Origin of the sequence: Pseudoalteromonas sp. S1608, assembly GCF_005887265.1 — a bacterium.
GTDB classification, from domain to species: domain Bacteria; phylum Pseudomonadota; class Gammaproteobacteria; order Enterobacterales; family Alteromonadaceae; genus Pseudoalteromonas; species Pseudoalteromonas undina.
This window is the reverse complement of record NZ_PNDK01000004.1, coordinates 186,340-211,537: the sequence shown is the minus strand read 5'-3', so window position 1 is coordinate 211,537 and position 25,198 is coordinate 186,340. Positions and strand designations below refer to the sequence as shown.

Genomic DNA, 25,198 nt, shown 5'->3' with positions numbered 1-25,198 from the left:
TTCACTTTGCATTGGGAAAGTTCCCGAATTCGGATCTTCTTGACCGTGGATCATTAACATAGGTTCGTTAATCTTCTCAGCATGGAAAAACGGCGACATGTTTGCGTACACACTTTGTGCTTGCCAAAAATCACGTTCTTCACCTTGAAAACCAAACGGCGTTAATGTGCGGTTATACGCACCACTTCGGGCAATACCAGCCTTAAATAAGTCGCTATGCGCTAATAAGTTAGCCACCATGAATGCACCGTAAGAGTGCCCTGCAATGGCGATATTATCTTTATCAGCAATACCCTTTTCAACCAGTACATCTACCGCTGCTTTGGCGCTAGAAACCAGCTGTTTTCTAAAGTGATCATTTGGCTCACTGCCATCAACACCTACAATCGGCATTTTAGGATCGTCAAATACCGCAATTCCTTTAGCTAAATAAGGCATTGGGCCCCAGTAACCTATGTAGGTAAATTCGTATTCTGATTCGCGTACTTGTGAAGCAACCGCTTTATCTTTATATTCAAGTGGATATGCCCACATCAGAACAGGTAAAGGCCCTTGTGTTTTGTCATACCCTGGCGGTAAATAAAGCGTACCTGAAAGCTCAACACCGTCATCGCGGGTATAACGTAATTGCTCTTTAGTCACCCCTTTAAATGCTGGATACGGATGCTCAAATTGGGTCAGTTGCGTTAAGCTATCTTTATCTAAATCGCGAATAAAAAAGTTAGGCTGCTGCGTTTTAGACTCACGAATAGTGATAATACGCTTACCTTCATCGTCTAATAAAGCTCGCACTCGCTCGTAGTAAGGTGCAGCCGATTGCCATACTCGCTTAGTGCTATTTGTTTTTACATCATATTGATCTAAAAATGGAATATTTCCTTGCTCAGATGCACCGTTTCCACGAAGGTAAATGTAACGTCCGCCTACGACTTTTATAACACGCGTGCCTAAGTCGTTTCGTTCATATATGGCACTACCTGGATCTTTATAGGCATCATTGTAGCTTCGCTCTGAAAATAACACGCGGTTACTATCAGCATTACGTGGTTGAATTACATAAGTGCGCACTTGTCGGTCACTAAAGCGCCAATCACTTAGCATGGCAATGTTGTCATTACCCCATTGTATGCCTGCAAAACGACGCTCTACTTTGGCAAATAATTTAGGGTCGCGTTTAAATGGTGCTCGTAAACTATAAAGGTAATCATGATGCTCAACCTCAGTTTTCATATCGCCGCCATCTTGCGCTTCGGCCCAAATAACCTCCGCACCCTGATCGGCTCGCCACTCAAAATCACGACGACCAGTGCGAACACTGTCATACCCTTGTGGGATGTTGTCGGCAAGGGGTTGCTTTGCCAGCTCGACTAATGCATATCCACGCATTCCCCATATTTGCCATGTAGTTGCAAAACGGCTGTAAGGGACTTGATACGAAAATGGCTCGTCGATGGTCGCGACTAAAATATTGGTTGAATCAGGCGAAATTGAAAACGATTTAAATAAGCCAGCACGGCCAATTGGCTGTGCTTTACCATCAAGCGTGATATACGCTAATTGACCTTGACCATAAAATTTAAATTGTGCTTCATCAAATGGGCTGGTTAATAAGTTTTGATAAGTACGCGCTGGGGCTTTTTCACCGCTACTTTGTTGAATAACTGGTACTGTGCTTTGGGTATCATTGGTTAATCTGGGTTTGTCTAAGTTAACCGCTAAATTAGCCACAATCGCTGTGCTATCGGGTAACCACTGATAAGGTGTAGCGGTTAATACTGAATTAAGTGCAAACTCATTTAACTGCTTTGCTTGCTTGGCTTTAACGCTATAAACCCAAAGCCGTGCGTTATCCGGTTGTTCAACAATAAACGCTAAATACTCGCTATTTGCTGACCAGCGAGGAGAGCGAATGATCCCCTGCGGCAAATTATTTACGTTAACCACAGTACCACTTTCTACATGCTTAAGTTCTAAAGCACTGTATTTGGCACTTACCCGTGAGCGTGAAAAATTAGCTGGGTTGAGCTTGATCCCCGCAAGCTTAAATTCTTCTTTTGCCAGCTCATCAAGCGACACAACACGCTTGCGTTCAAACAAAGCCAGCCACTGTCCATCACTTGATAAAGAACTAGTTGGTGCTAACTTAGCATCTACGAGCGTAGCAAGCGCTGGTGAAGGGGTTTGATATCCTTGCTCTGCATAACTTGCAGGCAATAAAACAATGCAGCCTACCAAGGCAATTAACAGCCTAAAAGCATTCATGTTTTCATCCTTTTTATTGTTAAATATTACCGGATATATAAACACGTTTTGCACCATTCATAAAGTGTTAAGCTAAGTAATGACTTAAGTAGCCTGAATACGCTAAAATACACGCCTATTTACTCAACGCTAAAATTGGTTGTTTATGTCCATTAATTTGCAGCATTTTAGTTTTTCGAAATCATACTCTGCTTTTTAAATACCGTTACAGCTTTTAAAAATATACCACTGTGTTTGAGTCTGTTTTTCCATCAAATAATTAGAGAATCTAGCCAATGAAAAAAGTGCTGGTAATTGGCTATGTATGGCCAGAGCCCAATTCATCTGCTGCAGGTACGCACATGATGTCGTTACTAAATGCGTTTAGGGCGCAAAACTGGGATGTTGAGTTCGCCACGCCCGCACTGCCTACCGAACACATGGTTGACCTTGCCGACTTTGGTATAACCAGCCAAAGCATCGCTCTTAACTGCGATAGTTTTGATGACTATGTTAAAGCTTACAACCCCGATTTAGTGATGTTCGATCGTTTTATGATGGAAGAGCAATTTGGTTGGCGCGTAGATAAGCATTGTCCTAATGCACTTAAAATTTTGGATACCGAAGATTTACAGTGTCTGCGTAATGCACGCCACGAAGCGCATAAAGGTGAGCGCGAATTCAACCACAGCGATTTACTATCAGACATAGCTAAACGTGAAATAGCCGCTATTTTACGCTGCGATCTCAGCTTAATTATCTCAAGCTATGAGATGGAACTACTCAATGAAGTGTTTAAAGTTGAGCCTAGCGTGTTACATCACTTACCATTTATGGTTGATTTAAGTGCCTTACCTGAGCAAACTAAATCGTATGAACAACGCCAACACTTTATGACCATTGGCAATTTTAGGCATGCCCCAAACTGGGATGCGGTACTCTATTTACAAAAAATTTGGCCGCTTATCCGCAAACAACTACCGCAGGCAGAATTGCATATTTATGGGTCTTACCCACCACCAAAAGCCACCGCACTTAATAATCCTAAAACCGGCTTTTTAATTAAAGGCTGGGCCGATGATGCGTATGAAGTAATGCAAAGTGCGCGGATTTGCTTAGCTCCTTTGCGTTTTGGGGCAGGTATTAAAGGTAAACTTTTAGAAGCCATGATCATGCAAACCCCAAGCATCACCACGCCTATTGGCAGCGAAGGTATGCACAGCACGTTGCCGTGGCCAGGTGTGGTAACAGCAGATGTGCAAGCTTTTGCAGATGCCGCAGTCTCTTTATACAACAACGAGGCTAAATTTAGTGAAGCACAAGCCGCTGGCGGCCTTCTGCTTAATACTCTGTATGACAAAGTACAGTTAAGTGCTCAATTAATTGAAAAAATCGACTCAATAAGCAGTAATTTAGATGCTCACCGGATGAAAAATTTCACGGGTCAAATGCTCAAACACCATACCATGCGCAGCACACAATATATGTCGCAGTGGATAGCAGAAAAAAATAAAAAATAACATTAAAAATCACTAGACAGGCGGCGATTTGTGTTTAAAATCGCCGCAAATAAACTTGGGTAATTTTAGCATTATTGCCTATATTTTTAGCTTAGTTATTTAATAGTTGGTTCAAAACAAATTTGAAAACCGCAACGTTTACTGAAAAACGCAAATTTATCGTTAAATTGGGCAAGATGCTCCATAAATACGGTACACCTGCCTATCGCTTAGAAGCCCACTTAATGGAAGTGGCGACTTATTTAGATCTTAAATCATCGTTTGTTATGTCGCCCACGTCGGTTACCTTTGTTATTTGGACCGATGGCCATGAAGATGAATATACCCATGTTGCCCGCGTTGACCCGGGCGATCACGATTTAGGTTCACTTGCCGATACCGATGACCTAGTTAATAAAATGCTTAATGGTGAGCTCACGTTGCAAGAGGTTGATCAGCAACTTGATATTATTTTTGATGCCCCAAATCCTTATAACAGAGTGCTGACAGGCGTTGCCTTTGCCACCTCTGGCGGCGCATTTGCAATGCTTATGGGCACCAGTTGGAATGATGTTCTGTGGTCTGGATTATTAACCTTTATTGTATACTTATTTGTACTTTGGTCGGCCCGTTCGAAACGTGTGGCTCACATGCTTGAGCCATTAGTGGCAATAGTGTCGGCTATTCTTGCTTGTGCTATTAGCGTTCATTTAGATGCACACATCAACATTCGATTAATTGTGCTTTCTGCCATTATTGTGTTTATACCCGGTTTAGCCCTTGCACTTGGCCTTGCTGAACTCGCAGCCAGACATTTAGTATCGGGCACAGCTCGCGTTATGGACTCGTTTATGTTGCTGTTTAAGCTTTATTTTGGGGCTTTTATTGGTCTTGCTATTGGCTTTGCGGTCTTTGGGCAAGCCGATTTCGTTCAACCAGAGCCGTTACCAAAGTGGACTGCATGGCTCGCTATTTTACTTTTATGTAGTAGCTTAATCGTTATTTTTAGAACTAAGCTTAAACATGCAATCTGGTCTATTGCCTCAGGCTTTATAGCTTATGGCACCAGTATTGGGCCTGCTATATATTTAGATTTAAATTACACGTTAGGCACCTTTATTGGTGCATTTTCAGTCGGTGTATTTAGCAACTTATTTAACCGTGTTGCCAATGCTCCGGCCTCTATTGTAGCTATGCAGGGATTAATTGTATTAGTGCCTGGGAGCAAAACGTATATTGGTTTAAACTCACTAATTGAAGGCCAAGACTTTGTTTATGCAGATCATATTGGTCAGCAAACGTTTTTAATTTTCATGTCGCTCGTGGCCGGGCTTATTTTTGCAAACGTAGCGCTTCCTCCTAAAAAGAGTTTGTAAGCTTAAAGCCCGTTAACTTTAAAGTAGCGGGCTCTAGTGTGCTATTCGCTGTGCGGTATTGTTAAAACAATTTTGCCCACGTGCAGCTTTTGCGAAAACACTTGTTGCGCTGTTACTATTTCACTTAATGGCAATGTTTGCGCCACTATCGGCTTAATTTTTTCCTGCTCAATAAAGTTTACCAAGCTTTTAAATACACCTGGTTCTATAACTGTGCAGCCAAAGAATGTTAAATCTTTTAGATACAATGTACGAATATCAAGCTCAACTAACGCTCCTCCAATTGCCCCCGACACCGCGTAACGCCCTTTTGGCTTTAAAACCTCTAATAACTTTGGCCATTGCTCCCCTGCTACTAAATCGATAACTACATCAACACTGCTTTTACCCAAGGTTTTAATTAAATCGTCTTCACGAGATAAAACTTTGTCAGCACCTAAATCTTTTAACTGCTGCGCCTTACTTTCACTAGTGATTGCAATAACATTAGCACCGCGCGCTTTTGCTAACTGCACAGCAGCAGAGCCAACACCACCGGAAGCTCCAGTAATTAATACAGTTTGCCCTTGTTGCGGGTTAGAGCGGTACAACATATTTTCAGCAGTTGAGTATGAGCACGGAAACGACGCAAGCTCTTCATCGCTATAGCTGCTATTAATTTTATATGCATGCAAAGAATCAACTACAGTATATTGTGCAAAACCACCGTCGCACTCTGAACCAAAATACCACGGTGTTTTCAATGATTCACCGTTAGCTTTTAGCAAACATGGTTCAACTAAAATACGCTCGCCAATTCGGTTTTTATCAACACTTTCACCAACGGCTATAATCACACCACATACATCAGCACCTTGAATGCGGGGAAATACTAATGCATTACCAGACCAGCTAGCATCATCGCTTTCATCACCTTTTTTTGAGTACCAAGCTAAACGTGTGTTTAAGTCAGTGTTATTTACTCCCGCCGCCATGACTTTTATTAATACGTCGGTACTTGCAAGACTAGGTACAGCTATATCGGTTGCATATTTTAGCGCATCAAAATCGCCATGGGCTGTGAGCTGCACGCCATGCATTGTAGTGGGTAGGTTTGCCATTATTTGCTCCTTTAAATTAATTTTAAGATACTTTGTTTTGCGGCTAGTACTGCCTCATCACCTATTACCGGCCATGCGCTCGACACTCCTTCATGCAATAAGAATAAACTACTCGCTATTGATGCATTTAAGCTTTGCTCACCTAACAATTGCTTAACCTCATTTTTATGATTTTGCACTGCGCTGCTAATTACTTCGTCTTCAGGAAATGCTGACAATGCATTAATTGATAAACAGCCATTAGGTGCATACTGCTGCATCCATAATTTAAGCTGATCAAACATATGTAAAACCGCATGTACACCTTCACCGGGTGAGTCCTTTAGTAAAAAATGTAGATAACGAGTATGACGATACTCAAGTGCAGCAATAATCATTGCTTGCTTTGAAGGATAATATTTATAAAGGGTACGTAAGCTGACACCACTGAGCTTTTGCAGCTTTGCTACGCTTGGTTCGGCAAAACCATGCTGGCTAAAGGCAACCTCTAACGCTGCAGCTATTTCTTGTTTAAGCATATTTTTATACCAATGTAGAATGAACACTCTACATAAATAGTAGAGCGTTCACTCTACCATGTCAATATATCAGTTACAGTCCAAAGGTAAAAACACTGAGTAACTGGCAAATACTGAGCCTATACAGTTCATATCTCTGCGTTTTTTGTTAGATCATCGCATTTTTTAGTATATTGAGAACACCTTGCTATAATGGCTGAAATCTAATAAAGCAAAGGAAATAACAATGCTAAAATCTAGCTTAGCGATAGCAATTGGGCTTTCAAGCTCACTTGCATTTGCGCAATCAGCAATTACTGTTGAGGACATTCCAAAAGTAAAATCGGTAATACAAACAACCGTTAGCCCCGATGGCGACAGTGTTGCATTTACCCGTTCGTTACCTCGCACGCTTTACGTTGATGAAAATGGTAGTAATTACAGTGAGCTTTACGTTGTTGACGATAAAGGTGTTGAACGCCCTTTTATTACCGGTTCAGTTAATATTAAAAGCCTACAATGGTCAAACGACAGCAAAACAATTTACTTTTTAGCGAAATTAAAAGACGACAAATATACTTCGCTTTACCAAATACCTGTTGATGGCGGCCAAGCACAAGCGGTTATGTCATTAAAAGACACATCTATTTCAAGCTATCAGTTAAGCCCTGATAACAAGCAAGTCGCTATTTTAGCAATGCCAGCTGCTGATAAGTCAGAAAAAGAACTTAAAAAACTTGGCTTTAAAGCAGAAGTGTACGAGCAAGGCCTTAAAAACAAGCAGCTTTTTATTGTAGATTTAGCTAAAGCCGACAAGCCACTTACTCCAACCGCACTCAATGTTGATAACTATGTGAGTGATGTTAATTGGGCTGCGAATGGTGAAAAGCTTCTGGTTAAAACTCAACCTACTGCACTAATTGATGATAAATACACAAAATCGATGTGGCACTTGTTTGATATTGCCAGCAACAAAGTCACCTTATCGTTTAAAACTGAAGGAAAGCTAGGCGATGCCGAGCTTTCGCATGACGGTAAATACATTGCTATTTTAGGTGCTGAAGATAAGCACGACCCTGCAACTGGCCGCTTATTTATTGCCGATACTAAAACCGCCGAAATCACTGAATGGTTACCTAACTTTATGGGCCACGTTGTTGACTTTGAATGGTCGCATAAACGTAACACGCTTAACTTTATTGCCAATGTGGGCACCGAAAGTTTTGTTGCGAGCATTAAAACCGACTCTAACAAATACAAGAAGCTAGTAAAAGAGGGCAAATTTATTGCCTCACAGCTAAGTGTTTCTGATTCAGATAAAACCCTAGCACTTCGTGGTAACACGGCAAAACACCCTAACGAAGTCTTTATTGTGCGCAGTAACAAGGCAAAGCGTTTAACTGATTCAAACAGCTGGTTAAACGACAAACGCTTTGCTAAACAAGAAACAATTACGCTTAAAGCGCGTGACGGTGTAGAACTTGATGGTGTACTAGTTTACCCACTCGATTATGAAAAAGGCACACGCTACCCACTAATTATGTCGGTACATGGAGGCCCTGAAAGTCATGATAAAAACGGCTGGGTAACTAACTACTCGCGTCCTGGTCAAATGGGCGCTGCACGTGGTTACGCGGTATTTTACCCTAATTACCGTGGCTCAACAGGTAAAGGCGTAGATTACTCTAAACTAGGTCAAAACGATTACGCAGGTAAAGAGTTTGACGACTTAGTTGATTTTAAAAATCACCTTGTTGATATGGGATTAGTTGATACTAAACGTGTGGGTATTACCGGTGGCTCTTACGGCGGTTATGCATCAGCGTGGGGCGCAACAAAGCTAACCGAGCACTTTGCTGCCAGTGTTATGTTTGTGGGTGTCACTAATCAGCTATCTAAATTTGGTACTACTGATATTTCAAACGAAATGAACCTAGTTCATGCGCGTTCATACCCATGGGATAAATGGCAATGGTACCTAGAGCGCAGCCCAATTTACTGGGCGGGTCAATCTGAAACGCCACTGCTTATTATGCATGGTAAAGACGATCCTCGCGTTCACCCTGCACAATCTATGGAACTTTACCGTTACATGAAAGTGCAAGGTAAAGATGTTCGCCTTGTTTACTACCCAGGCGAAGGCCATGGTAACCGTAAAGTAGCGGCACAGTACGATTACAGCTTGCGTTTAATGCGTTGGATGGACAACTACTTAATGGAAGGCAAAAAAGACATGCCTGCATTTGAAATTGACCATGCCGCTAAATTAAAAGCAGTGAAAGACGCTAACAAATAAGTATTAGCTTAATACCAAAGGCCAACATAAATATGTTGGCCTTTTTGTTTGTAATGTCAGGCATGCTTAGTGGCAAAGCGCTGCTTATGTTACACTCTGACTAATTATTCTGATAACTGCTAATCACACTATTGCCATGTCAAACCCTGCTAGCTGCTTTACTACTTTTAATGAAAATATAGATAACCTTGCACTGCCTGAGCAGTTTACATTTCCCTTTTATTATAAACCTCATCCACTGGCTGTGGCTGCTGCAAAACAATTACAACTACAGTTAAAAAAGCTAGATAAAGCTATTTTAGATACAGATGATATTGATGCCGGTAAAATGTTTGGCGTATTGGTCGTTCAAGATAAGTCGCAACAGCTAGGCTTTATTAGCGCCTACTCTGGGCAAATAGCGGGGATAGATGAGCAATTGTATTTTGCGCCAAATGTGGCACTTAAACATATTGACGATGCAGAATTTAGTCAGCAAAGCCAAGTGATTAACGACATTAATGCGCAAATTACAGCCTTGCAAAACAGTGATAATTATCAACAAATTGAGCAACAGTTAGTGACTGCTCGCCAACACTATGAGCAACAACTTATCGCCAAGCAGCAAGCGATGCAAGTAACTCGAAAACAGCGAAAACAGCAACGGCAAGCCGCCGGCGAACAACTCAATAATGATGAGTTTGAAAAACTGAAGAACCAATTAGCTGGGCAGAGCATTGTTGAGAAAAAACAACTACAAGCATTAAAGCAACAGTGGCAAACACGCATTGCAGCGCTTGAACAGGCACAACTAAAAATAGATGATGAAATTAACGGATTAAAAAAACGCCGTAAAGTACTCTCTAAAAATTTACAAAAAAAGCTATTCGCTCAATACCAGTTTTTAAATGCAAACGGCGAAGTGACCGATTTGAATGCTATTTTTGCCAAACTGCCCGAGCACACACCGCCTTCAGGCGCGGGAGATTGTGCCGCGCCAAAATTATTACAATATGCTTATAAGCATAATTTAAAGCCCCTGGCTATGGCCGAATTTTGGTGGGGCGCACCGCCTAAGTCGGCAATAAGACATCATTTACATTATTACCCATCGTGCTATAGCAAATGCCAGCCTATTTTAGGGCATATGCTAGAGGGGTTAAATGTTGAAGACAACCCGCTCTTGGTCAACCCTGCACAGGGTAAAGACCTAACGATTGTTTATCAAGACGATGATTTGTTGGTGGTAAATAAACCAGCTGAATTTTTATCTGTGCCAGGCATTAATATTGACGATTCGGTATATATGCGAATCAAAACTCAGTTCCCACACGCTTCGGGGCCACTTATTGTGCACCGATTAGACATGTCGACTTCAGGGCTGTTAATGATTGCGCTAAATAAACGGGTACATAAAGCACTGCAAAAGCAATTTATAGAGCGTAGTGTAGAAAAACGATATGTTGCTTTAGTGGCAGGTAACATTGCTGCTGATAGTGGTAGCATAGAGTTACCTTTAGTGCTTGATTTTGATGATAAACCACGGCAAATGGTGTGTTACAAAACGGGGAAGCCGTCATTAACAACATGGCAGGTACTGGAACGTAAAAATAATACCACCCGCTTACAACTTTATCCTAAAACAGGACGTACTCATCAATTGCGTGTTCACTGTGCCCACCACTTAGGGTTAAATACACCTATTGTGGGCGATACCCACTACGGTGAAAAATCAGACCGACTACATTTACATGCCGAGTATTTAGCTTTTACCCACCCTATTAGTCATGAACGATTAGAATTTGAAGTAGCCGCTGATTTTTAAATCAGCGCTGCTTTTAGTCGAATCGGATTCCAAAACAGTGCCATTTTTTCATATTGCAAAGTAGGTAACTTTTACCGTTGCAATATAGAAAAATTTACCTGCATTATGCAAAGCCACAATCCAAACAATATAAAAATCTATAAAATTCATACTGTTAAAAATTGGCATTAGCTTTGCTTTTATTATTGTACGTATTTATTAAAGCAACTAAAAGCACCAATAAGTGCTTTTAGTCACACACAGTAAATGGCTTGCTAAGCGCTTACTGTGTACAACAGAACTTCCTACACTCCCTGTGTACTTTATTGGTTATAGGCTAACGCTTATAACCATTTTTTTTGCTTATTATTTAACGGTAAATTTTACGTCTTGATCGCGTAATAAATAAAGCGCAAAACACGCAGCCCACATAGGCCATGCTGCAAAAAACAGTAAATTATTAAAGCCATCAATGTACTGGTTGTAAGAAGACAGCGTTGATAGTCCATGCATTATAAAAATAACACCGTAAGTAATACGTTTTTTAAAACCGACTAAAAATGCTATTACTAATAATAATTGCAGTGCACCTAAAATATAAGCAATAGTATCGGTAGAGCCACTGATCCCATAAAAATGTTCAAAAATACGGGCGCTATGCCCCGGATTTACAAATTTATCCAGTGTCCACATTACCATCACAATAAACACCCCTAAGCGCAGCGATAAAAGCGACCATTGCAAACGAGTTTGTACATCTGTATTGATCGAATCTGTCATAAAATTTCCTTAAAAAAGATATAAATAAACTAATTGGCAAGTAAGACCGTATAAACGTATTTTTATTTTCAATTAATTAAAATTAAACCTAAACTGATCTTAAGTTGAGTTATTTAAAGGCACTATTATTTAAGCGCTAAGATAAAAAATAAAAATATTAGCAATTGATTGAAAGATATTTTTATCTGTCTTGGTCTTTTGTGTACGTCAACATATAACAATAGAGAAACACGATTTGAAATACACGTATTTAGCTTTAACCCTCGCCCCCCTATTAAATGTAGCTTTAGCTGCTCAGGCTAATGAAACAACTAGCTCTGACCCCATTGAGCGAATTGAGGTGGCAGGTCAAGCGCTTAAATCTAAAAACCTCTCTATTAAAAACACCACAGTAAACGGCCCTTTTGGCGACAACTTGGCTTTGCAAGACATAGCCCGCTCTGTGACCCCTATTTCTAAAGAGCTAATTGAGCAACTTAACATAACAACATTGCACGATGTTCTGGCAGTAAGTCCTAATACATACGCTGCAAGTGGTTTTGGTGCACCAAGTTTACCGACGATCCGCGGCCAGTTAGGTGAGTTATTTCAAGATGGTACTCGACGCCAAGCGGGTAATAATGGTTTTGGTGTGCCGTTGTCGTTTAATGCGATAGAACAGATAGACGTAGTTAAAGGTGCACCACCTGTGCTGTTTGGTTCAAGCCAACGTAACGGTGGCTTTGTAAACTTGCACTCTAAAACAGCGTCAACTGATCAGCGCAAAGGAAATGTGAAGTTGTCTGCAGGCAGTTGGGATAAGTATAGTGCCCAAGTAGATTACAACGCACCGATTGTTGAGGATAAAATTGGCTTACGTGTTAGCTATGAGCATATTGATCAGGGTAGTTATTATGACTATTCAGCCACACAAAGTGATAGCTTGTTTGCGGCATTAAAAATTTTACCGGATGATAAAAGCAGTTGGGACATTAACTTTGAACTGTACCAAACAGAATTTACCGATAACGCTGGTATAAACCGCCCTACCCAAGCGCTTATCGATCATAATCTTTATATTACTGGTCAAGGGTTACAAGCGAATGGCAGCACAATTCCTGGCGCAGGCTCTATTATATCGCCTACAGGACAAGTCAAAATAGATACCAGCCGTGTGCTTACCGATCCTGATAATCTCAATCAAGCAACCACTTATTTAGTTCACAGTATTTATAAGCGTGCACTGTCTGATGTAATGTCGATTAAAAACATTAGTTACTTTCAACATTTGCAGCGCGAAGAAATAGCACAAAATAGTTTTGTTGAAATAATTGATGGCGCCGATACCGCACAAAACCGCACTGAACTCACGTATCAATGGAGCGATGAGCAGCAAACCTTATTCGCTGTTGATGTTCGTTATAATAAAGTATTGGGTTACAGCCAGTTTACTACTGAAGCCGACACACCTATTGATTTAACCGGCCCACTTTCAAACCGCCGCATTCCATTAACTGATGCACAAAAGGCACGTTTGGTAGAGCTACGCCCCGGTGTATATGTGTCCCCTGGTGGTCAGTACGATATTAACAATGATGGCAGTGGTGATTTTAATTTATCAGATACGACAGACTCACGCTCTTGGCAAACCGGCATTGCCATTCAACAAGACTCACAATGGACTGACAGCTTACGTACTAGTGCTGGTTATCGTGTTGATTACTATGACGTAGAAGCAAATGACCCGATTGCACCTCAAGGGCAAATAGCCGCTAGTGATAGCATTAACGATACACTGCAATCAGCGCAGCTGAGCGTTAATTACTCAGTAAATGACGATTTAACCACTTATGCGGCAGCAAGTTATAACGAAGCCACCTCTAACAGCATGGCCGGCGGTAATACGTTTGGTGGTGACAATACAATTAGCGCACAAAATTTTGCTACGGAAAATACTTTAGTCGAGTTTGGCGTGAAATATGCGCCAACACAAAGCGACTGGTATGCAGATGCTGCTGTATTTAGCCAACGCCGCAGCTTACGTAATCGCGATGGTAGCAATACAGGCATTCGTACAACCGGTTTCGAAAGCCAAGTATTTTACGATGCTTACCCTTACTGGGTAAGCGCAGGCTACAGTTACATTGATGCCCGTTATGATAACTCTGCGACAGGCCAAGACTCAGCTCAAATAGCCGATGCGTTTGATAATTCGCGTCCCGATATTATTGCGGGTAACAGCATTGGCGCACCAAGTTACACAGCTTTTTCGCCCTCAAACCGTCAAGTACAAGGGATCCCAGAGCAATCATTAAGCTTAAATGCTAACTATACAATAACTTCTCAGTGGCAAGCTGGATTTTCTGCCCTGTATACTAAAAGCTACCCATTGGATTTTTTGGCTACCGTATACATTCGCGATCAGCACACCTTAAATGTTAATACCAGCTATGCGTTTACTTCTGCAACTAAATTGAGGCTTGATGTAAATAATATTACCGATCAGCAAAACTGGCGTCCTGTATTTGAAGGTGGCTATTTTGGCGCGACACTCGCGTTCCCAGAATTACCAATTAACGCTAAGCTCACACTTACCCATAACTTTTAAACCGTTTGAGAGATAACATGTTAAAAAAACTAAGTTTGTTATTACTGGCGGCGATAGGTGTCGGCTTATTCTTTTTTTATGATCTAAACCAGCTTCTTACCCTCGACGGGCTAAAAGGATCAATGGCACAATTTGATCAGTACAAAGCTCAATCACCGCTTTTGGTGATCGGAGGGTTCTTTTTACTTTATATATTAGTGACCGCGCTATCACTGCCCGGTGCAGCTATTTTAACGCTAGCCGCAGGTGCTTTATTTGGTTTGGCTCAAGGGCTATTAGTTGCCTCGTTTGCCTCAAGCATTGGTGCTACGTTGGCGTTTTTAGTGTCACGTTATTTATTGCGCGACACCATAAAAAAACGCTTTCCTGAACGCTTAGCCGCTATAGATACTGGGGTTGAAAAAGAAGGCGCATTTTACTTATTTACGCTGCGCTTAGTGCCTGTTTTTCCGTTCTTTTTAATTAATTTATTAATGGGTTTAACCGCTATTAAGTCATGGACTTTTTACTGGGTAAGCCAAATCGGGATGCTGGCGGGTACCTTTGTATTTGTAAACGCAGGTACGCAACTTGCGCAAATAGAGAGCTTATCGGGCATTTTATCGCTGGATTTAATTTTATCGTTTGCGTTATTAGGGGTATTCCCGTTAATTGCAAAAAGCCTAATAAATGCAATAAAAAAGCGCCGTGTTTATAAAAACTACACTAAACCTAAAAAGTTCGACCGCAACATGATTGTTATTGGTGCGGGCGCGGGCGGCTTAGTGACAAGCTATATTGCAGCAGCGGTTAAAGCCAAAGTAACCCTAATTGAAGCCGGCGAAATGGGCGGCGACTGCTTAAACACTGGCTGTGTACCTAGTAAAGCTATTATTAAAAGTGCAAAAGTAGCCCAGCAAATGCGCCAAGCTGAAAAATATGGGCTACAAAGCACGACACCGCAGTTTTCGTTTAAAAAAATAATGGCACGTGTACAGCAAGTGATTGCCGATATAGCCCCACACGACAGTGTTGAGCGCTACACAAACTTAGGCGTAGAAGTAATTAAAGGCTACGCCAAACTTATCGACCCGTGGACGGTGGAAATTAACTTAAATGATGGCGGCACGCAAACACTCACTGCCCGCACTATTGTTATTGCCACTGGCGCACGCCCGTTTGTACCGCCACTTCCGGGTATTGAAGAAACCGGCTATGTAACCAGTGATACGTTATGGAGTAAATTTGCTGAGCTTGAAGAAGCCCCTAAAAAGCTTGTTGTACTTGGCGGTGGTCCAATTGGTAGCGAACTTGCACAAAGTTTTGCCCGTTTAGGCTCAAGCGTTACGCAAATTGAAATGGCTGAACGCATTATGATCAAAGAAGACTTAGAGGTGTCTAAATTTGCTCACGAAGCGCTAACGCAAAGCGGCGTAAACATTTTAACCTCACACCAAGCGCTGCGCTGTGAAGCACGCGAGGGTAAAAAGTACCTCGTGGTGAAACATAACGATAATGAAATCGATATTGAATATGATGAGCTACTATGTGCTGTTGGCCGAACCGCTCGTCTTAAAGGTTACGGCCTTGAAGAACTAGGTATTGAAACGAGCCGCACTGTAGTCACAAATGAATACCTTGAAACACTCTATCCTAATATTTTTGCAGCGGGCGATATTGTAGGCCCGTATCAGTTTACACACGTAGCTGCTCATCAGGGCTGGTACGCAGCAGTAAATGGCTTATTTGGTAACCTTAAAAAGTTTAAAGTGGATTACCGTGTCATTCCGTGGACCACATTTATTGACCCTGAAGTAGCACGGGTGGGCATAAATGAACAAGAAGCGATTGAAAAAGGCATAGACTATGAAATCACCCGCTTTGAATTTGAAGAGCTAGATCGCGCCATTACCGAAAGCGCTAACAATGGTTTTATTAAAGTGATCACCCCTAAAGGTAAAGACAAAATCCTCGGTGTCACTGTGGTATCTGAACACGCTGGCGATTTAATTGCTGAGTTTGTGTTAGCCATGAAACACGGTTTAGGACTTAATAAAATACTGGGCACCATTCACAGCTACCCAACATGGGCTGAAGGTAACAAATATGTGGCGGGCGAATGGAAACGTGCTCATGCTCCTGAAAAGGTACTTAACTTGCTGGAAAAATACCACGCCTGGCGCAGAGGCTAATATGTTTAAAACACCTTTAAAAGCGCTATTATTAGGTTCTGCTTTGCTTGCAACATCGTTTGCAAGCAAAGCTCAAAATATGCATGACAGCTGGAATGCATTATTAAACAAGCATGTTGTAGCTATTAATCATGGTCACAGCACTGAGGTTAATTACTCAGCAATAAAAGCTAAGCGCAGCGAACTTAAAGCTTATTTAGATTCGTTATCGGCTGTTACGCAAAATGAGTTTGATACATGGGAAAAACCTAAGCAGCTGGCGTTTTTAATCAACGCGTATAACGCCTTTACTGTTGAGCTGATATTAACAAAATACCCAGATCTTAAATCAATTAAAGAGTTAGGCAGTTTTTTTAGCTCACCGTGGAGCAAAGAGTTTGTGCCATTACTTGATAAAACTCGCAGCCTTGATGATATAGAACATGGTTTAATACGTGGCAGTGGTAAGTACAACGACCCACGTATTCACTTTGCTGTAAATTGTGCCAGTATTGGCTGCCCAGCACTACGTGAAGAAGCCTACACAGCCACTGATTTAGAAAGCCAATTGCAAGAGCAAACGATGCGTTTTTTATCAGACATGACTCGAAATATAGCGCAAGATAACACGCTAACTATGTCTTCAATATTTAAGTGGTACGGCGATGATTTTGAACAAGGCTTTAAAGGCGCAAATACGCTACAGCAGTTTTTTATGCAATACCCTAAAGCACTAAAGCTGACACCCGCTCAGCAAAAAGCACTTAAAAATAACAATATGAAAGTTAAGTTTTTAGACTACAACTGGGATTTAAATGCTCGCCAATAAATTTTGGCAAACATTATCGCGATACAGCTTATGTTGTGTCGCGTTTTGTATTTGCCTTATTTTTAGTTTTAAAAGCCTAGCAAATACACAATTACAAAGCCGTTGGCAGCAAGTTGAAAGCTCAGGTAAAGACCAAAGCGTATATTTTTATGCTTGGGGCGGTGATGCGCAAATAAATGCCTATATTCAGTGGGCGGCTGAGCAAGTAAAAGCTAAATATAACATTGAGTTAGTGCATGTAAAGCTCAGCGACACCAGCGAGGCCGTTAGCCGCGTACTCGCAGAAAAATCAGCAAATAATCACACTCAAGGCAGTGTCGATTTAATTTGGATCAATGGGGCTAACTTTGCAGCTATGAGTAAGCACGGGCTTTTACTAAAAGACTGGGCTGATAAATTGCCTAATTTTATTTACACCAACCCAGAAAACAATCCCAGCGTGTTGTTTGATTTTGGTTTACCCACTCAAGGAATGGAAGCCCCTTGGGGGCAGGCATCACTGACTTTTTATTACGATACGCTAGCAACGAGCTCTCCTCCTCAAACCCTTAATAAGTTATTGAGCTGGAGTAAAGCAAACCCAGGCCGATTTAGTTACCCCAAACCCCCTGACTTTTTAGGGATGAGCTTTTTAAAATATGCATTAGTGGTATTACACCAACATAGCGATGCAATGCTACAAGCAAAACTAAATCAACCAGCTAATGATAAAAACACAGCCCAAGTACTTGATCCGTTGTGGACGTTTCTAAATAAATTGCACCCTAATCTGTGGCGCAATGGCGAATACTTCATGCAAAGCGGTGTACAAATGCGCCGCTTAATAGACGATACCGAGCTTAGTATTGGCTTTACTTTTTCGGCACCAGAAGTACCGGCTGCGGTAAAGCGCTATGATTTACCAAAAAGTATAAGAAGTTATGCAATGGCCGATGGTAGCTTAAGTAACACTCACTTTGTCGCTATTCCTTATAATGCAAGCCACCAGCAAAGTGCGCAATTAGTGGCTGACTTTTTATTAAGCCCCGCAGCGCAAGCGCATAAACAAAAAACTGCTATATGGGGTGACAAAACGGTATTAATTCAAACCAGCTTAAGCGCAGAGCAGCAGGGCTTATTTAAAACCGTACAGCCGCATCCTAGCGCACTGCCTCTAAATAGTGTTAAACGTACACTCAGTGAGCCACATCCGAGCTGGGTGGAGGCAATTAATACTGGCTGGGAAACCCGTTATGGAGCAAGCCAATGAGTAAGGTACTCCATTCAACTGATTTATTCTCACGCCTAGTCAAAGTAACCCCTTACTGTTTGCTGGCACTGTTAATAATACCTGTATTAGGCGGCCTAATGGGGGTAATGTTGCCTGCCTTTGGCTGGGCGCCTGCCTTGAATAAAACCAACATGAGTTTGGCTGGGTTTAATGTTTTATGGGATACACCGGGGCTTTCACAAATGATAGGCCTGAGCATACGCACTGGACTAATTAGTACATTAATAGCGTTTGCGCTCATGATTATTATGCTGGCTGCATTTTTTAATAGTGTATGGCTAAAACGAATTGAATACGTGTTGAGTCCCATACTGGTTATTCCCCACGCTGCAGCAGCAATTGCGGTCAGTTTTTTAATCGCGCCATCGGGATTATTTACGCGCTTATTTTCGCCTTGGTTAACGCACTGGCAATTAGCTCCTGAGGGCTCATTACCTTATGACGCTTTTGGCTGGAGCATTATTATTGGGCTTGTACTTAAAGAGCTGCCTTTTTTATTACTCATTGCATTGGGTATTTTAGCGCAGCCTGAACTTGGCAAAAAGCTACGAATGCAGCATCAAATTGCCATTAATTTAGGTTATTACCCCATGGTGGCATTTTTTAAAGTGGTGCTACCTAATTTATACCCACTGTTACGTTTGCCCATTTTTGCAGTACTTGCTTATGCTAGTGCGAGCGTAGAGATGCCACTGATACTTGGGCCAAATACGCCCCCTACTTTAGCCGTTGCTATCATGCATTGGTTTAACGATGTAGATTTAACCCTGCGCATAAAGGCCTCAGCGGGTGCTCTGTTACAATTAGCGATCACTGTTGGACTACTGCTAATTTGGCTATTGCTTGAAAAAATCAGTGCCATGATTTTTAGTCAGTCACTCATCAACGGCCGACGCCATTATGCTCACCAACTTGTTCGTGCTTTTACTTATATCGTCACTTGCGTAATTTTAGTCTTCATTGCAGCTGCGTTAATTGGATTAGTACTTTGGTCAGTAGCTGGCTATTGGCGTTTTCCGGATACCTTACCTTCAAGTTTGGTATTACTACACTTTGAAAATGCCTTTACACACATTCACACTCCTTTATTTAATACCTTAGTGGTTGGCGTGGTTAGCTCAGGTTTTGCCACTATTTTGGTGTTACTATGTTTAGAAGCAGAGCAAATCACGGCTAAACCTTTGGCGAAGTGGGCACTGTTAATTATATACCTGCCGTTGTTGGTACCCAGTATCGCCTTTTTATTTGGTATTGTGTGGCTACAGCAATTGCTAAATAGTCAGCATGCTTTTTTTAATGTGATATTTGTACACTTGCTGTTTGTTTTACCCTATGTTTTTTTATCTATTGCCGATAGTTACAGGCGTTTAGACCCAAGATTAGCGCGTGTTGCTGCAAGCTTAGGCTCAAGCCCATGGAAGGTGTTTATACAAGTTAAATTGCCACAACTATTTGCGCCTATTTTAATTGCGATGGCGCTGGGGTTGGCAATAAGTTTTGGCCAGTATTTATCAACCCAGTTAGCAGGGGGTGGCCGAATAGCCACCATAACCACCGAAGCCGTAACACTTGCCAATGGTGCAAGTAGGCGAACCAGTGCTGTGTATGCAATACTGCAAATGGGCTTACCTCTTCTCGGCTTTATACTGGCATGGGGACTACCTAGGTATGTTTTTAATAACAAGCAAGCATAATATGAATACATCAAAGGGCGTTTAATGCAGTCATCATTACAAATTAAAAATTGTCAGCTTTATCGTCAAAACGAGTTGTTACTGAGCTTGAATGAACAGGTTAAAGGTGGTGAAATTCTTACTATTATGGGGCCATCAGGGAGCGGTAAATCTAGCTTATTAAATTGGCTTACTGGCGCATTACCTCCGGGTTTTAATGCGACTGGCGAGGTGTGGCTAAATAATACTAATATTAGTTCCTTGCCCAGCCATTTACGCCATGTTGCTGTGCTATATCAAGACCCATTACTATTCTCGCATCTATCTGTTGGCGGTAATATTAGCTTTGCCATGCCAAAAATGGATAAAAAACAACGCCAACAGCAAATAGATGAAGCACTTACACACGTTGGGCTAAAAGGCATGGCCAAGCGCCATCCAGACACTCTCTCCGGTGGGCAGCAAGCCCGTGTTGCTTTACTGCGACTATTACTGAGTAAACCCAAAGCGATTTTACTCGATGAACCCTTTAGTAAGCTTGATCAGCAATTACGTATTGAAACCCGTCAGCTGGTGTTTTCACAAATTAGGGAATATCAGTTACCCGCCATTATGGTCACCCATGATGAAAGTGACGCAATAGCCACAAATGGCAAAATCATCAATCTAAACGTACAAAGTGATATAAATGTTAGATAAATTTATTACCCCACTTATAAAACCGGTGCTTATTCCGTGCGTAAAACAGCTGCACAAAAAAGGAGTGAGTGCCGATCAATTAACCTTAATAGGTTTTTTAATTGGCTTACTAGCTGTGCCACTAATTATTTTTGAATATTGGTATGGCGCATTAGCTGTAATTTGTATTAACCGCATTTTTGATGGTCTTGATGGCGCACTCGCGCGTTATGCTCAGAGCAGTTCAAGCGCTGGGGGATATTTAGACATTACTCTGGATTTTTTATTTTATGCGCTTATTCCTTTTGCATTTATTTTAACCAACCCTGAGCAAAATGCACTTGCTGGGTCACTATTGCTTGTGACTTTTATAGGCACCGGCTCAAGCTTTTTAGCTTTTGCTATAGCCGCTGAAAAATTTAAACTCGATAAACCGCAATTTAAATACAAAAGTTTTTACTACTTAAATGGCTTAACCGAAGGCACAGAAACCATTGCCTTATTTATTGCCTTTTGTATTTGGCCGCAGTATTTTTCAATTCTTGCTGTTTTATTTGCTATAGCCTGCGCGATAACTATTTTCACCCGTATATATGGAGGTTATTACACCTTAAAACAGCAAGAAACCGCACTCAACGAGGTAAACCATGAGTCATGAAGTATATTGGCGGCTAGGCTTCTTTTTTAGCGTACTAGCAATAATGATGCTGCTTGAATGGCAAAAGCCTGCACGCCAATCAACTATTAAAAATAGGTCACGCTGGTTTGCTAATTTTGGATTAACCTTTACTTCTACCCTGCTTGCACGCTTTACAGTGCCGGTTGGATTAACTGCGGTTGCTGCTTATTATCAGCAGCATGGAATTGGGCTATTTAATCAACTCAATGTCTCACCACTCATTGCAGTGATACTCAGCTTACTTTTGCTTGATTTAATTATTTACTGGCAGCATCGGCTTTTTCATCAGGTGCCTATTTTGTGGCGTTTGCACCGCGTACACCACGCTGATGCACATATTGATACCAGTACCGGTCTGCGATTTCATCCTATTGAAATTGTACTCAGCATACTTATAAAATTGATTGCCGTTACCGCTTTGGGTGTACCTGCTATTGCAGTATTAATATTTGAAATTGCACTCAATGGGTTAGCACTGTTTAATCATGCGAATATTCGTTTACCCAACTCTATTGAAAAGCCGCTGCGTTTAGTGCTTGTAACTCAAGTACTGCATCGTATTCATCATAGCCAAAACCCCGAAGAAACAAACAGTAACTTTGGCTTTAGTGTAACTTGGTGGGATAGACTTTTTGGCAGCTATAAATCACAGGCAAGTCAGCCTGATAAAAATATTGCACTTGGTTTAAGCCAATACCCAAACCCCAAACAAAATTCATCCTTGTGGCAATTGTTAATAATGCCATTTAAAAAATAGCAATACAGCTAATGAAAACATCCATGTACACCTTTTAAACCTCTATTTATAACATTACTTAGGCGTTTAACCGTTCCTGTTAACAAAAACACCCCGCTAAAAGTAAACCAGTTGTAAATTATTTAAACAAATTCTTGACCCAGTTGAGAATCCCCCATATTATTTGTAAGCGCTTACATTTACCACACAGAAAAATGTAAGCGCTTACAAAAATGAAAAAATCAACAAATACACTATATTCTGACAATAATCAGTTGAACGGGGTTCAGTTATGAACATTGAAACAACACGCATTACTCGCCTTTTGGCTGCTATTTCATTAGCATCTTTGGCGGGTTGTGGTGGTGACGCAGCGACCACTACTACCGATATTGAAAAAGTAAACCCTACTGAACCAGTCTCAGACTGGCGTATGGTATGGAGCGATGAGTTTGACAGCACTAGTATTGATACTAACAAGTGGAACTTTGAATTAAACTGCGCTGGCGGTGGTAACAACGAAAAACAATGTTACACCGACAGTGAGGAAAATGCCTTCATTAAAGACGGTGTACTAAATATAGTCGCCTTACCTGCAGAAGAAGGTGCAGAAAAACCATACACGTCAGCCCGTTTAAACACCCGCTACAACGCCGACTTTACTTATGGCCGTTTTGAAATGCGTGCAAAGTTGCCTTCTGGTCAAGGTAGCTGGCCCGCATTTTGGATGATGCCAACCGATGAAGTATATGGCACTTGGCCGCGATCTGGCGAAATTGATATTTTAGAAGCGGTTAATTTAAAAACAGTCGCTGAAGATGGCACCGTTGAAGCAAATATTCATGGCACACTTCACTATGGTCGTGAGTGGCCAAATAACTCAAGTTCAGGCAAAGCTTATGCCTTACCTGAAGGTATGAACCCAGCAGATGACTTTCATACTTATGCAATCGAATGGCAAGAGGGAGAAATTCGCTGGTACGTAGACGGCTATTTATACGCTACACAACGTCGCTCTGAAGTACGTTACAACTCTAAAGATGAGCCTGTTGGTCTTAAACATAAAGGTTGGTTTGCTGAATACTTTGAACAAGGTAACGGCGAACTTACCACTCACTGGGATAATGCCCCATTTGATAAAGACTTTTACCTTATATTAAACCATGCTGTTGGTGGCGATTGGCCTGAAAATGTAAACAATTTAGGTATTGATGCAGCTGCATTTGCAGAAGGTCAAAGCTTTGAGATTGATTATGTTCGTGTGTACGAATGTGCCTCAGATCCGGCCACTGGTAAAGGTTGTGAAACAGTACGTCCAGGTTACGATAGCCTAGACGATGCACTTGTAGAAGGTAAAGCCCCTGTACCTACTCCGCCAAGTGATGGTGTTGCAAAGAATCTTGATATTTTTGATGGCAGCTTAAATGCCAACTGGATCGCATGGGATTGTTGTGGTGGAACAACACCTGAAACAATTACTGACGCTGACAAAGGCGATGTAATTAAGTTTAACATTAACGATAATAACGGGACTGTGCTTGGGTTTTCTACTCGAGGCGGTCACTTCCCTGATGATTTTACCGGCACTTCATCTCCGTTTGATGCATCACTTCTTCTTGATCTAAATGGTCGACTAACTTTTGATATGAAAGTGGTAACCCCGCCAACATCAGATACTACATGGCTATTGAAAGCCGAAGCGGGCGATGGTGGTCCTAATACCGGCGATGTAGCCCTTAGCGATAGTAATGAAGGTGTTACTCCTGTTACTGGTCAATGGCAAACTTACACCTTCCCACTTTCTTTACTACAAGAAAGAGGCTTAGATTTAAGTGCCATTGATGTATTAATGGTATTCCCAGCATGGCAAACAGGTGCAGGCGCTGAATATTTAATTACCAATGTGGCTATTGAAGGCGATGTAGGTGAATCACCATCAGTAGATTTATTTACTGACGAGCAAAACTTAGATTGGCCGATGTGGGATTGTTGTGGCGGCTCTACTCCATCAGAAGTTATGGACGATGCAGAACACGGCTTAACTGCAGAATTCACTATTGGCGAAGCCCCCACTGTAATGGGCTTTAATACTCGTTCATCTGCTGGTGGTAGCGACACTCCATTTGATGCAACCAGCATTTTAGAAAATGGTGTACTACAGTTTGATGTGAAAGTGATGTCAAACCCAAATAACCCAGATGCAACTTGGTTAATGAAAATTGAATCTAATGAGGGTGATACCGCAGTAGAATTACCATTAACAGATGCTGGCGATGCACCTGTTGTAGGTGAGTGGAAAACTTATACCTTTACATTCGCTGACTTAGCGGGCGCAGGTTTAGATGTTAGTGCCATTGATGTAGTGATGATATTCCCAGCATGGGGCACAGGTGAAGGTGCGGTTTACCGTGTTGATAACGCTAAAATGTACGATCCTAGTGCATCAGCAGGCGATGAAATCACTATTTTCCAAGATACTGCTGCAGATATGTGGAGTATTTGGGACTGTTGTGGTGGCTCTACACCGACTGAAGAAACTGACGATGCTGATCACGGCACAGTGGCTGAGTTTGTTATTGGTGCTACACCAACAGTAATGGGCTTTTTAGCGGACGACGGTATCTCTTTTGATGCATCAGCAATATTAGCCAATGGTGTTGTGCAATTTGAAATGAAAATGGTGACACCACCAAATGACCCTGACTCAGTATGGACATTTAAAATTGAGTCAACAGGTGCAGCAACAGCGGTAGAGCTTCCTCTTGCACAAAGCGTTGAAGGTGAAGTACCTGTTATTGGACAGTGGCAAACATACACGTTTACGTTGCAATCATTATTTGATGCAGGTTTAGACATTAGCGACATCAATGTACTGATGATGTTCCCAGCGTGGGGAACAGGTGAAGGTGCAGTTTACCGTATAGACAACGTAGTTATCGCTAACCCATAAACCCTAATTCAGTGGTAGGTACTAAATTACAAGTACCTACTTACCGTAATAAATTAAGTAAAAGCAGAGCAATT

17 protein-coding genes are annotated in these 25,198 nt (G+C 41.5%); 13 read left to right on the top strand and 4 right to left on the bottom strand.

All coding sequences use genetic code 11. From position 1 onward, the window contains the following. On the bottom strand, nt 1-2,262 hold a 2,262-nt coding region (locus tag CWB75_RS03520; protein ID WP_138569918.1), incomplete at its 3' end, for a S9 family peptidase. A gap of 275 nt (nt 2,263-2,537) precedes the next feature. Between CWB75_RS03520 and CWB75_RS03515 the strand changes: the two genes are divergently transcribed. Both CWB75_RS03515 and CWB75_RS03510 read left to right on the top strand, forming a co-directional pair. After that, the gene (locus CWB75_RS03515; protein ID WP_054201339.1) at nt 2,538-3,761 is read left to right on the top strand and encodes a glycosyltransferase; all 1,224 of its coding nucleotides are present in this window, start codon (nt 2,538-2,540) and stop codon (nt 3,759-3,761) included. Between the two features lie 122 nt (nt 3,762-3,883). Then, a complete protein-coding gene (locus CWB75_RS03510; protein WP_075169987.1) occupies nt 3,884-5,116 on the top strand; it encodes a threonine/serine exporter family protein in 1,233 nt (410 codons plus the stop codon). A gap of 41 nt (nt 5,117-5,157) precedes the next feature. Here CWB75_RS03510 and CWB75_RS03505 read toward each other — a convergent pair whose 3' ends face one another. Further along, the gene (locus tag CWB75_RS03505; RefSeq protein ID WP_138569917.1) at nt 5,158-6,216 is read right to left on the bottom strand and encodes an alcohol dehydrogenase family protein; all 1,059 of its coding nucleotides are present in this window, start codon (nt 6,214-6,216) and stop codon (nt 5,158-5,160) included. Nucleotides 6,217-6,227: 11 nt separating this feature from the next. Then, nucleotides 6,228-6,734, bottom strand: a complete 507-nt coding sequence (locus tag CWB75_RS03500; protein WP_138569916.1) for a TetR/AcrR family transcriptional regulator — start codon at nt 6,732-6,734, stop codon at nt 6,228-6,230. Nucleotides 6,735-6,960: 226 nt separating this feature from the next. Here CWB75_RS03500 and CWB75_RS03495 point away from each other — a divergent pair, with 226 nt between their 5' ends. Further along, nucleotides 6,961-9,009 (top strand): S9 family peptidase, encoded by a 2,049-nt coding sequence (locus tag CWB75_RS03495; RefSeq protein ID WP_138569915.1) that lies wholly within the window; start codon nt 6,961-6,963, stop codon nt 9,007-9,009. Between the two features lie 136 nt (nt 9,010-9,145). Beyond that, nucleotides 9,146-10,813, top strand: coding sequence for an RluA family pseudouridine synthase (locus CWB75_RS03490; protein WP_138569914.1), 1,668 nt, complete (start codon nt 9,146-9,148; stop codon nt 10,811-10,813). Nucleotides 10,814-11,158: 345 nt separating this feature from the next. On the opposite strand, the gene CWB75_RS03485 is transcribed toward CWB75_RS03490, so the two are convergent. Further along, the gene (locus tag CWB75_RS03485; protein WP_054201343.1) at nt 11,159-11,572 is read right to left on the bottom strand and encodes a hypothetical protein; all 414 of its coding nucleotides are present in this window, start codon (nt 11,570-11,572) and stop codon (nt 11,159-11,161) included. Nucleotides 11,573-11,807: 235 nt separating this feature from the next. Here CWB75_RS03485 and CWB75_RS03480 point away from each other — a divergent pair, with 235 nt between their 5' ends. The 9 genes from CWB75_RS03480 to CWB75_RS03440 all read left to right on the top strand — a co-directional run bounded on the left by CWB75_RS03480 (nt 11,808) and on the right by CWB75_RS03440 (nt 25,124). Further along, nucleotides 11,808-14,159: a TonB-dependent receptor gene (locus tag CWB75_RS03480; RefSeq protein ID WP_138569913.1), complete on the top strand. Its 2,352-nt coding sequence runs from the start codon at nt 11,808-11,810 to the stop codon at nt 14,157-14,159. Between the two features lie 17 nt (nt 14,160-14,176). Beyond that, entirely contained in the window at nt 14,177-16,330 is a 2,154-nt protein-coding gene (locus CWB75_RS03475) for a dihydrolipoyl dehydrogenase family protein (protein WP_138569912.1), read from the top strand. A gap of 1 nt (nt 16,331) precedes the next feature. Beyond that, the gene (locus CWB75_RS03470; RefSeq protein ID WP_010389267.1) at nt 16,332-17,138 is read left to right on the top strand and encodes a DUF547 domain-containing protein; all 807 of its coding nucleotides are present in this window, start codon (nt 16,332-16,334) and stop codon (nt 17,136-17,138) included. Further along, the gene (locus tag CWB75_RS03465; RefSeq protein WP_138569911.1) at nt 17,125-18,387 is read left to right on the top strand and encodes an ABC transporter substrate-binding protein; all 1,263 of its coding nucleotides are present in this window, start codon (nt 17,125-17,127) and stop codon (nt 18,385-18,387) included. The genes CWB75_RS03470 and CWB75_RS03465 overlap by 14 nt, the downstream gene beginning before the upstream one ends. After that, nucleotides 18,384-20,102: an ABC transporter permease gene (locus CWB75_RS03460; RefSeq protein ID WP_138569910.1), complete on the top strand. Its 1,719-nt coding sequence runs from the start codon at nt 18,384-18,386 to the stop codon at nt 20,100-20,102. The genes CWB75_RS03465 and CWB75_RS03460 overlap by 4 nt, the downstream gene beginning before the upstream one ends. Nucleotides 20,103-20,126: 24 nt before the next feature. Further along, nucleotides 20,127-20,780, top strand: coding sequence for an ATP-binding cassette domain-containing protein (locus CWB75_RS03455; RefSeq protein ID WP_138569909.1), 654 nt, complete (start codon nt 20,127-20,129; stop codon nt 20,778-20,780). Beyond that, on the top strand, nt 20,770-21,417 hold the full coding sequence (locus CWB75_RS03450) for a CDP-alcohol phosphatidyltransferase family protein (protein ID WP_010389273.1): 648 nt from the start codon (nt 20,770-20,772) through the stop codon (nt 21,415-21,417). Before CWB75_RS03455 ends, CWB75_RS03450 begins: the two co-directional genes overlap by 11 nt. Continuing rightward, the gene (locus CWB75_RS03445) at nt 21,407-22,195 is read left to right on the top strand and encodes a sterol desaturase family protein (protein WP_138569908.1); all 789 of its coding nucleotides are present in this window, start codon (nt 21,407-21,409) and stop codon (nt 22,193-22,195) included. Before CWB75_RS03450 ends, CWB75_RS03445 begins: the two co-directional genes overlap by 11 nt. 271 nt (nt 22,196-22,466) lie before the next feature. Beyond that, nucleotides 22,467-25,124, top strand: a complete 2,658-nt coding sequence (locus tag CWB75_RS03440; RefSeq protein ID WP_010389276.1) for a glycoside hydrolase family 16 protein — start codon at nt 22,467-22,469, stop codon at nt 25,122-25,124. The last annotated feature ends 74 nt before the right edge of the window (nt 25,125-25,198 follow it).

Excerpts from the sequence above, each read along its gene's own strand:
- CWB75_RS03515 (WP_054201339.1), top strand. The coding sequence starts at position 2,538 with ATGAAAAAAGTGCTGGTAATTGGCTATGTATGGCCAGAGCCCAATTCA.
- CWB75_RS03505 (WP_138569917.1), bottom strand. The coding sequence starts at position 6,216 with ATGGCAAACCTACCCACTACAATGCATGGCGTGCAGCTCACAGCCCAT.
- CWB75_RS03500 (WP_138569916.1), bottom strand. The coding sequence starts at position 6,734 with ATGCTTAAACAAGAAATAGCTGCAGCGTTAGAGGTTGCCTTTAGCCAG.
- CWB75_RS03495 (WP_138569915.1), top strand. The coding sequence starts at position 6,961 with ATGCTAAAATCTAGCTTAGCGATAGCAATTGGGCTTTCAAGCTCACTT.
- CWB75_RS03490 (WP_138569914.1), top strand. The coding sequence starts at position 9,146 with ATGTCAAACCCTGCTAGCTGCTTTACTACTTTTAATGAAAATATAGAT.
- CWB75_RS03485 (WP_054201343.1), bottom strand. The coding sequence starts at position 11,572 with ATGACAGATTCGATCAATACAGATGTACAAACTCGTTTGCAATGGTCG.
- CWB75_RS03475 (WP_138569912.1), top strand. The coding sequence starts at position 14,177 with ATGTTAAAAAAACTAAGTTTGTTATTACTGGCGGCGATAGGTGTCGGC.
- CWB75_RS03470 (WP_010389267.1), top strand. The coding sequence starts at position 16,332 with ATGTTTAAAACACCTTTAAAAGCGCTATTATTAGGTTCTGCTTTGCTT.
- CWB75_RS03465 (WP_138569911.1), top strand. The coding sequence starts at position 17,125 with ATGCTCGCCAATAAATTTTGGCAAACATTATCGCGATACAGCTTATGT.
- CWB75_RS03460 (WP_138569910.1), top strand. The coding sequence starts at position 18,384 with ATGAGTAAGGTACTCCATTCAACTGATTTATTCTCACGCCTAGTCAAA.
- CWB75_RS03455 (WP_138569909.1), top strand. The coding sequence starts at position 20,127 with ATGCAGTCATCATTACAAATTAAAAATTGTCAGCTTTATCGTCAAAAC.
- CWB75_RS03450 (WP_010389273.1), top strand. The coding sequence starts at position 20,770 with ATGTTAGATAAATTTATTACCCCACTTATAAAACCGGTGCTTATTCCG.
- CWB75_RS03445 (WP_138569908.1), top strand. The coding sequence starts at position 21,407 with ATGAGTCATGAAGTATATTGGCGGCTAGGCTTCTTTTTTAGCGTACTA.
- CWB75_RS03440 (WP_010389276.1), top strand. The coding sequence starts at position 22,467 with ATGAACATTGAAACAACACGCATTACTCGCCTTTTGGCTGCTATTTCA.